General features: G+C 65.6%; 2 protein-coding genes. Both read right to left on the bottom strand.

Annotated features, from left to right (window positions below):
• Positions 1–141: 141 nt before the first annotated feature.
• On the bottom strand, positions 142–5,967 hold the full coding sequence (locus BRAD285_RS14110) for a hypothetical protein (RefSeq protein WP_006610504.1): 5,826 nt from the start codon (positions 5,965–5,967) through the stop codon (positions 142–144).
• A gap of 12 nt (positions 5,968–5,979) precedes the next feature.
• Positions 5,980–12,588 carry a hypothetical protein gene (locus BRAD285_RS14105; protein WP_035645233.1) on the bottom strand — a complete coding sequence of 2,203 codons (6,609 nt, stop codon included), beginning with the start codon at positions 12,586–12,588 and terminating at the stop codon, positions 5,980–5,982.
• Positions 12,589–12,749 lie beyond the last annotated feature (161 nt).

Below are 12,749 nucleotides of genomic sequence, written 5' to 3'. Positions count from 1 at the left end.
GCCCGTCCTCCTTGCTCGCACGCGGCCCGATGCCGTGGCTGACACAGAAGGCTTTATATACGAATATTTGAACTTCTGAATATCTATCGAGAGAATATTGCGGCCGCGCAGAGCCAGGCGAGGCTGCTCGTTGCATCAGGTTCAGCTTGAGATGTCTCGTGAAATGATGGGGGAGTAGATCTCCACGATCTGGGCGGAGGCGTCGGGAGGCCTGGTTTCGCCGAACACCATTGCCGGATCGGCTTGCTCCAGGCTCCTCTCATGAGGAAAGAACGCCTTCCAGGGATCGTTCTGCCATTCCGCAATCTGCGCATCGGACACTGAGGGGCTTCCGGCGCGGACGGTCAGTATGCGGCCGATCAGATCGGGCTTGCCGGTGAGCGCACGCGGTGGGCCACGATCGAACCAGGTCAGCACGACAGCCTGCTCGGCCGGATCATACCCAGCGGCCGAGTGATACAGGCCGACATAAGCCTCTTCGTTGCTGTCGGAGACGCTGGTTATTCGCTTGGTCACCAGCAGCAGATTGAAGAGTCCCTGGTCGTCTTGTCCCCGCTTGGTCTTCAGGGCATTGGTCGGGAGCCAGGCGAAGGGCTGCCCCCCGGCCGTCAGGCGGAGCCGCTCGTTCGCGCGTGAATCGACCGACAACGCAAGCGCGCCGAGGTCGACCTTGGCAGATCGCGCGAGTGTTTGCATGTTGGGCAGAAATTGCGTCCATCGTCCCTCGGTGGCATCCGACACCTGCGGGATCGTCGTGATCAGCGGGTCGTCGCAGGTCACGTTGGTGCGGGCCTCGGTGACGAAAGCGAAGGCGAGTTCGGCTTTGGCGGGGTCACCGGCCTGCGCCAGCTTCATGTCGTTGAACCATTGTGTCTGCCACGCGAGTTGCCACGGCCGGTTACGGGGCTTCACCAGGAGCAGCAGTTCGTACCAGACATATTGCTCCGGTCCGGCGGGAATGCGGGCAACCCGGCGCACGGCGATGAGCCGCAGATCCATGCCCGCTGTGGTGATGTCGAAGCGGTCCTTGGCGTGAGGCGTCGAATTCTCGACGGTGATGCTCCAGCCGGGACCGGTACGGCTGGCCTCGATCGCGGTGGTCGCATCGGCAGTGAGCGCGCCCCAGGACAACTTGCCCGTCGCCCGGAGCTTCAGGGAGGCAGGCGTTGTCGTCGCCGCGATGGAATGGACCGTCGCGCCGATCTGCACCGTGTTGGATGGCTTTTTTTGGTCCTTGCTCGTATGCCGGTAGCCGCGCGTGCCTTCGGCCAGGATGAGACGGCGGAACGCAAGCTTTCCCATCCACCATGCCGCCGGATCATCGGCCGCCAGCGCCGGCGCCGGCACGATGAAGGAGCTGTTGAGAAACAGTCCGGTCGCCGTCCCTGAATCGAAGGAATGCCCGAGCGGTCCGGTCACGGCGAGCGGAACCGCCGAGCGAAGCTCTGCCGCGCTCGTCGGTGTTTGTCGCGGCGCCTGGCCCAGGCCATAGGTCCGGACTAGCGGGTCGGGCCCGATCTCCGCGGCCACGGCTCCGGCCGGAGATCCCGGGATGATCGACGTCTTGCGGTAGGCCGTCTCGACTCCGGCAAGCAGCCACTCGGCAGGACCGGCGTGTTCGAACCAGGCCCCATCGACCACCGCGAGGACCCCGGCCACCGGCGAGACCTCGCCGTCCCGCAGAGCGCGCGTCAGCGGAATCAGGGCACGGAGTCCGGGCTTCGGAATCACATCAGGGATTGCTGCGGGCCGGACGATACGAAACCAGGGCGTCTCCCATTTGCCGCTCACGCTTGTCCATCGCGCTGCGCATGTGCCGACGTTCTTCTGGCGAGCGGCCTGATAGGCGGACGCATATCGGTTCACGGCAGTGACGCGAAAACGCATGTAGCGCGCAACCTCGCTGCGGTTCGGAGTGCGCAACGCGATCCGTGTTGCGCGGGCTGTGCTTGCCGGCGGCGTCGCGTTCAAATCGATCTGCTCGCTCAACGGCAGCGGTGCCATCTCGTCGTCGAGTGTCTCGTCGAGGCGCTCGGCGAAGCCTTCCATGTCCCACAGCAGCGCCGACTCCGCCGCCGATGGCGGCGAAACGGACAGAGGATCTTGCGGATCCTGGACCGGGAAGACGTTGAGGCTCCCGGTCTTGTCGAACGGGAATGGCGACAGGGGACGGCCCGTCCATCGCCAGGCCTGCGAACCGACGGTGAGGCTGCCGATCGCATCAGAAGCCACTGACGGCGTGCGCCGGAAATGGAGACGAATATCGCCAGGACTTTCGTCCGCGGCGCCCGACCCGCCATCGACGATGCTTCCGCTGACGGCTGCGGCAATCTCGATGTCAGCCGGCAGTCCGGGCGAGGCAGCTTCTACCGCGAACGCATAGGTCGAAAACAGGCGATAGTGCGTGCCATCGGCTGCGGTCACGACGGCGTCCTTGTCACCTGCTCCGAGCGAGACGCGGCGGACGCAATCGTCGAACCGGCGCCGGCCGGCCGGCGCAACATTCTCGACGAACAGCGCATCGTCGACACCGGCGAACAGCCGCACGATGACGACGTCGCCCGGGGTGCTCCAGACCGTCTTCGTTGCCGCATCGAACAGCGGCTTGGTCCTGTCCTTGCTCACCTTGCATATGACATCGATCGGTGGCCGCGCCGTGGCGAACGGACGTGTCGGGTCCAGGTCCGGCTTCCATGTCCATCGCCACGCGAACAGTTCCGGCGTGTGACGGCCAACGGCATCGGGAGCAAGCGCGCCGTCGCGCCGCACCCGCGTGACCGAGACGGCCAGGACGCCGACCGACGGGTCCTGCAGATCGAGCGTCGCCTTGATCGCGTCCACCTCGGCGCGCAAACGCGCCTCGGCGGCGCCATCGCGCGTGTCGACGGCTTTGCGCAAGGCTAACTCGCGGTCGTGCAGCGCCGCGGTCTGCTCGAAATGGAACGTGCGCAGCGCCTTGCGAAACTGCCGCAGCGCCGTCTTGTCAGCGTCGGATAGCACCGTCTCGTCGAAGGCGATCCAGCGGTCGAAATCCTCGAGCGTCGTCACGGGTGCTTCGACGCGCAGCCGCAATTCACCGCAAGCATTGTCCGGCTTGACCACCAGCGCATCGCCATTGGCGTCGCTGAGCAGCAATGCAGTCTTCATCTTCAAGGCACGCACAGCTCCGGAGGGCGCCCACGGCTCGATCGCCTGCGGCGGCACCAGGATTTCGTCGGCGACCAGCCTGGTCTCGCGGGGAGGCACCATCGGATGAAACAACGCGCCGGCCCGCTGGGCGGGCGCGAACGCCGGTGCGACCCGCAGCGATCCGATGCCGGTTCGGCGCAGATAGGAGAAACGGCGCACGATGTCGGCATTGGCCGCAAACAGATCGTCCGTCAGCTTTGCCGGATCGAGCAAAGCCGGGAAGTCATCGCGTCTGATCTCGACCGGGAAGGCTCCCTGGTTGGAGATGCCGAACGGAGCGACGTCGAAGGTGGCGCCATAGGCCAGGAACGGCAGCAGGGTTTCGGCCGGCGGATTGTCCTGCACGCGCGGTTGGACCAGACGGGCGATGCGCGGCTGCGGATCATCCTCTGTTTGCCCTTCGGTCTGAATATCGGCCTGGCCGTCGCCAACGATCGGCCGGTTGTCGTAGGTCACGATGACCTGCGGCATCCGGCTCGTATAGGACACCGGCAGCGCTCCCATCACCGCGCGGGGCGCCGACACGAAGGTGGCCGGCACCGGCATATCGGAATCCGGGGCAAGCTCGGCGAAGCAGGCTGTGAGACAGCGCCAGGCGTCGGCCGGTCTGCTCCGTCGCATCAGCAGTCCATAGCCGGCCAGATCCTCGTTGAAGTCCGGTGTGTCTCCGGCCGCGACAACGAGCCGGTCGATCTGTAGCATCACGCCATGCGCGTCAGGCGCGAGGTCCCCCGTGAGAAGGGTATCGGTACCCTCCTTGTCCGGCTGCTTGAACCAGCCCTGCATCCGCACACGGGCCGCAGTATCGACGGCGTCCGCGAGCACGCCGCGCGCGGAAGCGGGCAGCCGCCCGATGCGGCCGTGATCGTCCTGATAGATCCACTCGAGCGTCGTCGGGCTGCCGTCGCTTTCGCACAGCGTTCCATACAAATAGCTCGTGATGGCTTCACGAATGTTGCCGCGATGGCGCTCCGAGCCGGCCAGGGCCTCCGTGTCGCGGATGTCAGGGTCACTCGCCTTCTTCCAGATGCCGTCGGGCGCCGCCCAGGCCAGATCGATGTTCGCCTTCTTCAGGATCTCGACGAGACGGAAGCCGCGATCGAACAGCACCGGGAATGCCGCTTCCGCGGCCGAGAGCCAGGCGCCGTGACGCGCATCGGCCGGCGCCGAGTGCCGCCAGATTTCAATCTGCAGCGCAGCGGCCGCGGCTGGCGTGGTCAGCTCGTCGACCGCGCGGCGGAGCGGCGAAGGATCGAACGCCCCTTTCGCATCCGGGCCGACGGCGACGCGAGCCGCCAGCTCCGTGAGGAAGCCTGCCCCCGCGGGCAGATTCAGATTGGCGCCAGCGATTTTCGCCAGCCGGCCAAGCCAGACCGCACGCTGCGGGTCACCAGCTCCGTTGCGAAACGCATTGCGAAATGCCCGGTCGTCGCGCTCGACACCGTCAGCGAGCGCCCGCAGCTCCTGCGCATTCAGCTCCGACCCCGGGCGACTTTCGACGATGATCCTGTTCACACGCTCCAGAATCGCAAGGTGCGCGGGCGAGCCGTTCGGGCCCGTCAGGACGGCGGACGCAGTGGCGACACAACCTGGTCCCACCGTGTCGCGCAACGCCATCAACACGGCTTCGGCCAGCCGCATCGCACCGTCCGGACGAGAAGGCATGGAGAGCGCGGCCGTCAACGGCGTGCCGGGCGACGTCGCGTCATCTTCGACCGCTTGCAGCACCAGCCGCGGCAGGTCGAAGACATCAGCGAGCTGTTCCGGCAGCCGGGCCAGCCAGTCCTCGAAGCCGATGCCGTCGCGACTGTCGCTCACACCACGCGTGTGGCTTCGCTTGACCCACAGCGTCTCACGATCGAGGAAGCTGGCGTTGCGGGTCAGGTCCTCGCCAAGATCGAGCGCACGGCAGAGGACTTCGATCTCGTGACCGCCGAAGGGAGTCATGTACGGAATGCTGGCCACCAGATTGGGACCGACGAGATTCCATTGGACGGTGGGATGGGCCTGATCTCCGAATGCGGGCTCGAGCACGCTCGTTGCGGCCCGCGGCTGGAAACGCGGCGCTGCGATCAGTAGCGTGGTCTGCCCCGCCGGGGCCGGCTTGATCGTATCCAGCCTGACGAAGCGGACGAGATTGAGCCGTCCATGTGGAAGCGGAGCCGGCAGCGACGCCAGCCCTGCAAAGAAAGCTTCATAGCGAAAGTTGGCGCCTGTATCGCCGATCTCCTCGATCTCTTGACGACCGCCCTGCCCCTCGTTCCAGCCGATCAGCTTGAATGGTTCGACGTGATGGTAGTGATCCGTGTGCGTGGGCGCGGTGTCCGAGGCGAGGTCCTTGAGCGCGGTGTAGAGCAGCGCATTCAGGCTGGCGTCGGAGAGTTCGAAGTTGGCGTTGTGCGCCGGATTGCCATCGGCCGGAAGCGCAATCGGCGTGACCCCAAACCCGGTCGGGTCGATCGCGCCCGGCTGCGGCGTCTGGCGCGCCGGCGCGCTGGCCCATAGAAGCGAGAAATCCAATCGGCCGCCGAGCCATGGAAACAACGGTCCGGCACCGCGCGCGAGATCATCGAGATAATGTTCGAACCCGGCTTCGCCCGGCTTCGGCACATCCCTGCCCCGCACGCCGTCGAACAGCGCCTGGAGCCTGGCATTGAAGTCGCTGTCGGACTCGCCCGCCGACGGCTTGACCGCGGCACCCGACAGCCTGAGCCCGATGGTCGGCCGGGCCCGTTCGCCCGGCGCGCGCAAGACATCGCAAAACAGTACGAATTTCATGGCACGCTCCGGTCAGGCGAAATGATCGAGATGTTGTCCAGACTGCGTGGCGCCGCTGCCCTTCTTCAAATAATAGGTCACGCCCTGGCGAACCTTGATCTCGCAGCACCAGCAGATCTTGAAGCTGACCTCGATCGTTCCGCGTCCGATCACCGAGCCGTCATTCTGATAGATGAGCTCGAGCAGCAGATAGAGGCCGATGTTGAAGCGGCCGAGGATGACGATGCCGCCGCGCACCAGGAAGATGACCGCAATGGAAAAACTCGAGCCGCCGCCGCTGTCGAACTCGACATAGGCTCCCACCATCACATAGACGAAACCGCGACACGGACCGAAGGCGAAATCCAGTCCGAGGCCGGCCGTCAGTCCCACCGACACATGGCTGAGAAGCCTGCCTGAAGACGGGAAGTACCTCGCGCTGGTCTCGAGCCAGCCGCCACCAACCAGGATCCACACGCGCAGCACGAAGGGCTCGCTCTTGCGGCCCAGCGCCAGCGTGGTGCCCAGCGCGAAGTCGCCGCGCCGTCCGCCGCTGCCCTTGATCATCAGCAGCTCGAAGGAGGCCGAGAAGCGCAAGCCCGTCACTGAGAAGGCGCCGAACGACAGCGGGGGCAATGGCAGCTCGATGCGCGCCGCCAGTCCCGAAGGCGCGCCACCATCCTCCAGCATCTCGATAAAGAAGCCGGAGTTCGGCTCGCTGAACGACTTGATCAGGTCGGACAGGAATTTGATCGCCTTGTCGAGACGGACGCGGGTCGGATCGATATCGACGTTCAGGCCCTGTCCATTCTCGAAGAAGACGCGTGTCTGCTCCAGCGTCACCAGCGGCGTGCCGCTGAAGGCAAGCTCCCAATCCCCCACCACCTCACCTTTGGTGGTGCGCCGGGTGATGCCATCCAGTCCCACCGCGAGGTCGGCCAGGGCATCGAAGCGCGCTCCGACAACCGACAGCTTGAGCGGGCCGATCTCGAACACCTCCGATCGGCTCGGAAACGGCGCCCTCGCCTCCGCCTTTGCCCATGCAGTGAGGCTCGCTTTGTCGAAGCCGTGGGTCACCTTCACATTGTCATTCAGCGACGGCAGACGAACGTTCTTGAACAACCCATCGAGCTTCAACCCGCCGAGGTCCGGAAACAGCTTCCCGAAATCATAGTTCTCCATGCCCTTGGGAATCAGCCGGTCGAGAAACTCGTTGGTCGGCACGCGAATGCCGAGCGCCTTGAGATCGTCGCCCATGCGGTTCATCAGCCCGACGACCGGCGAGCTCTGCACCGCCTCCCGCGCATCGTCGAAGAAATATGCGATGCGCTCGCGGTTGAATTTCAGGTTCGGCAGGATCGGCGCGGAGCCGGCGGCGCGGATAAGCGCGAGCGTCTCGCTCGGGTTCTGGAAGCTTGGCGCGTTCGACAAACGCTTGTAGCCCTCCTCGAGGACACGGACGTCGTCGGCAAGATCCGGCGGAACTTTGTCGCGAAGGCCCTGCGCCAGATCGGCGGCGCCCTGCTTGATCCGGTCTGATGCGTTGGCGATCGCCCCGGCGAGGTTGCCGGCCTGCCCCTTCAACCTGGCGATCACATCGTCGACGGCTGCGACGAGCGTTGCTTCCAGAGTGCCGATCGTCGTCCTGGCAGCCGTTGCGGCCTCATCGAGCGCGGCGTCGAGCTTCTGCTCCTGAACTCCGATCGCGACACCGACCTCGTCGAGCAATCCTGCAATGGCTTTCAGGACCTGATCGGCGGCCTGATGGACCCTGGTCTTCAGGTTCCCGGCGCGCGTTGCGAAGTCACGTAGCGCCTTCCTCACGTCGTCCTTGATTGCGCCGACACCGGATGCCGTTTTGCGGCAGATCTCGTGGATGCGATCCATGGTGCCGTCATAATCCGCCTGCAGGCCAGACCGGAAATTCGCGAGCGCCGACTCGGCGTCTGCCGTCAGCCCCGCGGCTGCATCGGTCAGAGCCTGCATGGCAGAGGCCGTCCCGCTCAGTTGCGCGACCGTGTCACCGACGGCGCGATTGATCACGGCTTTTGCGGTCTCGATCGATGCGCTGCTGCGCGCGACCTCTCCGAGCGCGACATCGTGGAGCTGGACGATGCTGGTTCGGAGGTCAGCGAGCACCGTGAGAAGCGTCTTGGCTCCGGCCGCAAACAGCTTGCGATCCTTGATCTCCCGCGGCAGGCCGCGTCGCGCGACCTTGTCGACGGCATCGAGGCTCGTCAGCGCCTTGGCGTGATAGCTTTCGTAGAGCGTGACCAGCGAATGGAAATCCGATGGCGTCGCCAGCGCGCCGATCCTGCTGTTGAGGACGGCTCCCTCCTGTTCAACGAGGTCGCGTGCGGCGGCGATTTCGACGCGAAACGTCGCGATGCTCCGATCAAGCCGGGCGAGCGCTTCTCCCACCACGTTGAGCGCACTGAAGATGGTGAGACGGACCGGAGCCAGCGTCTCCTCGATGCGTCGCGCGAGCACCTCGGCCGTTTGCGCGGGCGCGTCGGAGGCGAGGAACTCATCGACCCGCGCCACCACCGCTTCGAGCTCTTTCTCCAGCCCATCGAGACGTGACAGAAGCGCGTTCTCGATGTCCCGCTTGAGACGAGCTTCCACCACATCCGCCGCGTCGGTCCATCCGGATCTGGCTGCGGCGAGATTTGCCTTGGCACGAGCGACCGCCGCGTTGATCGCGTCACGCACCTTGGCAGCCTCACGGTGAATGACCGGCTTGATGGCGCCAAGGCGGTCGATCTCCACATTCAGGGCGGCCTCGATCTCCGGTCGGGTCTTGTTGACGACGCGGAGCAGATTGCCGAGCACGCCGCGGCTCTGCGACAGCACTCCGTCCAGCATCGCGTCCAACCCGCGCGCCTCGGCAAGGATGCGCTCGAGCTCTTGGCGCAGAGCGAGGGCTTGGCCGGCCGCGCCGCCCGACACGCCGGTCGGCTGTCCACGCGACACCGTGATGGTCTGCAGCACGGCCGCGATCGGTTCGCCGCTGCTGCGCGTCGCCACCAGATTGGCCGCAGCGCCGTCGCTGTCGATGTCGAAGGTGCCGCCCTCATGCAGCGGGTCGTGCATGATGTCGTCTGCCGCCGGAGCGTCCGGGTCGCCCGAATCCAGACCCGGCGTCCCCGCCGGCGCAGGCGGCGGCCTGTTGTCGAAATCGACGCCTTCACGCGCTGGCCAGAGATTGGGATTGTCGCCATCCTCTGGGCGTGTCGAGGTGAAGAAAACGAACTGCTGCGGCTTGGCGCTTCGCGCAGCGATCGCCGCGGCGGCATCGGTGTGAGCACCGGTGCAATGCAGGCGGATATCCGGCTTCGGGTAGATATCCGGGTCCTCACCTTCGTGCCACAGCGGCACGACCCAACCATCCGGGACGTCGTGCCCCCAGCGGCTATCAACCGGAATCCGCAACGTGCGGAACACGCAGGCCTCATACAAGGCCCGCTTCTTCAGGTTGGCGCCGGCCTCCGGAAACCGCCGTTCGGGCTCGAGGATGTCGACATATTCGCGCACCTTGCGCAGCACCGGCCGGCCAAGATGTTGCCCGGCCTGCTGCGCAGCGAACTGATCCGGCGGCAGCACGGTACGCTCGTAGACGATGACGTGCTTGGCGACGTTCCAGTGTCGCGCGATCCGGCCGATCCGCTCGACTGCATAACTATGTGTCCGGCCGAAGCTGGTGTCCGACACGATGCGCGTCTTGCCGTTGGCGAAGAACGCCCGAACGAAGCCGGAGCCTCCCAGGGCAGAGAAGGACGGATTGATGATCTGGCCACGGGTGCTTGAAGGCCTGGCGATCACCTCGGCGTGGATGTTCTTCGATTCGAATCCCCAGGTGGCGCCGCCCTTGAGCTTCGTCGAGCCACTGTCCGGATTCCATGGCTCCGGATCGAGGTCCGCAGGGCTCGCCTCCGCTCCGGGCACGCGCAGGACAAACGCGACCTTGTCGGGCGACTGGTCTTCGACGGAGAGCGGCTCATCATGACCGTCGCGATAGGCCTCGAACACACCGACGCGGGTATTCCAGGCTTTGGTGAAGGACGCGGACACGTCGCGAAAACGGTCATACAGCTCAGCTTCGACCAGCGGCTGCAGGGATGGGCCGGCCTGCGTTTCGGTGCCGTCGAGCAGCGACCGCGTGATCCCGCGCGGACGCGCCGGTAGCGGATCACGCACGCCGCCGATGCGCGAGCCGAGCTCAGCAAGGCGCAGCGACGGAGCCGTCAAGCGCGACGCCAATCCGTAGAGAAACTCGAAACGTGCGCTGTCGAGGCCGGCGCCGGGCGCGCGCTGCCCGGCATAGCCCAGAATTCGGCGTAGATTCCAAGGCGCCTCGGCATAACGCTGCTTGAAGTAGGACGATCGCAGGCGCAGCCTGGCCGCCGTGCCGAGCCGGAAATCGATCGTCTGCTCGGAGCCGCGGGGCGAAATCGTCGGCCATGGATGGCCTTTTTCAGCGGCTTCTCCGGTGGCCTGCGGCGGCAGAAACAGATCGAAGCCGTCCGAGATCCTGGCGATGTCCCAATACGAGCCTGCGAGCTCGGAAGTCTGCCAGTTGGCGATCTCGCCGTCATTCTCCGCGACATCCTCGCTGTCGAGCTCGAACGCCGGAACATCGATGAGCGCCACCGTCATCGGCTCACGATCGATGACGATGGTTCGGTAAGCCTCAGTTCGCGTTTTTGTGGCCCTCCGGTGCAGCGTCAGGCTGAGCTGGCGATTGCGGTTGGTGCGGGTGACCTCCTCGCCGTGAAGAAAGAACGGCGTATCAGCTGGTGTTGCAGGCGCGTCGTCGATGAGGACCACCGCGGCCTCGCGCTGCAGATCTGCCGCGATCTGCTTCTCGCGCTGAATCTGTCGTTGCCGCGGATCCGTCGAACCAATGGCCTGTGCTGGCGCGCGTGCGAGTTCGTCCAGGACGGCATCGAAGGCCCGCCCGGCATCAGGGATCGGATCCTGAGACCCGGGCAACGCCCCATGCAGATCGAACCGGTCGATGCGAGCGGCGACGCGTGGCAGCGCCTCGCCGCGACGTGGCAGACGGGCGCGGCCGGCGACACCCTTCGGATCCTTTTCGGCTCCCAGCATACCGCCGCGCGTCGGATCGGCGGGATCGAAAGTCACGTTGTAGCGGATTCGGATCTGCCCCTGCTCGCCACTCGCTGCGTGTGGAACATCGAGGTCGAGCGCGCCGAGCCGCACCTTGCCGCCGATGAGCCCGGAGGTCAGACCCTCCGCCGTTTCCAGCGTGACCACGATGGTCGGCTGGCTGCCGGGCTTGCGCTGCGCGATGTCGAACCACTCGAAGCTCTCGTTCAGCGGCTGGCGTTCGATCGTCACCTTCAGCCGGCGCCGCACCATGTTGCCGTCATGGTTGATCAGTCCGGGGAAGATCGCATCAGCGGCGAATTCGCTGCGCTCGGCGTCGTGAGGGCGAAAGCCGATCAATACGGGAGACGACAGGCGGGATGCCTTGCGATCCTGCCGCTGCTGCACCAGATCGAAGGCGAGGTCGAAGGCCGGCAGCGTCCCGCCCGGCGTGACCGGCCCGATGTTCTCCAGCAGCGGCACGAAGGAAAGGTCGCGCGCGTCATCGGTGATGCGCAGGGCGTCGAGATAGGGCTTTGCGATCCGCTCGTTCCAGATCGTGGAGAAGATCGTCGCTGGCACCGGGCGCGCGCGCACATACCAACAGTAGCGGTTAGGGTCGCGGGAGACGCCCACGCCCAGCAAGCCATCGTTGGCGCCATCCTGGATCAGCTCGATCGAGATTCGATCGCGAACGCTGGTCCCGGTCGCGAGCAGACAATCGTCGAACCGAAGATCAGCCTGATCGACTGCTGCCGCCTTTGGACCGATATCGACGACTGCTGCGATGGAGCAGGATGTCGAGGCTGCGTCCTGCGCCGTGGCTCTAATACCGATGGGTTTCACACCGACCGCGCGCGGCTTGTCGAACTTGAAGTCCGGAGAGTCCTGCGGCGGAATCGCACTGCGATCCTCGAATTCGATCCGCCCCCCGTTGCGGAAGAGGTCCGCCAGCAGCGGATAGTCGCCGCTCGTGAGATCGACGTCGGCGTTGGTGCCGAAGATGTTCAGCTCGACACTCCGCTCTGCGGCCCGCTCCGTCAGCTGCTTGAGCGAAATCGGCTTCGGGTTGCCCGCCGCATCCTGATAGTGCGCCTCGTCATGAGGCGGGGCGTCGCCGGCGCCGCCGCCGGGCTTCCACGTTCGGTATTCCAGATGATAGTGATCGATGCGCAGCGAACCGTCAGCGCCGAACAGCGCCGGCGCGAACCTCATGCCGATCATGCAGGCGAAGTCCGGGCCGATATCAGTCTTGCTGGGTGGAATATCCTTGAACACGACCGCTGGAAACGGCACGTCGAGCTGCATCTCGAGCCCGCCGCCGTCACCGCGATAGAGCAGTCCGTTCATCCCGCGCATCCGCAGGCGGCGCCGGTCCTCGCTTCCATCGAACAATTCGACGACCGCAAACGAGAACGGCAGAGCGATTGCGGGCCTGAAGACGGTGTGCCCGCCGTCATCCACCAAGAGGCGCGTCACCTCCACCAGGTGCTCGCCTTGAACTTTCAGGAAGCGCGCCGCCAGCTTCGCCATGCCTACCTCCCTCGGACGCAGGACTGATCGCTGCGTCTTCCTACGCCTTCGACGAACGTCGCGCGGCACGCGGCCTCGTGACGAGGACGATCAGGAGCTGGGTCGCCCGCCGGCGCCGCGGGAAGCCGAGAACGACCGCGGCTCGCCGGGACATCGGACGC

Source organism: Bradyrhizobium sp. ORS 285 (assembly GCF_900176205.1).
GTDB lineage: Bacteria > Pseudomonadota > Alphaproteobacteria > Rhizobiales > Xanthobacteraceae > Bradyrhizobium.
Note: the sequence above shows the minus strand (reverse complement) of the source record. Positions and strands in the feature narration are given on the sequence as shown.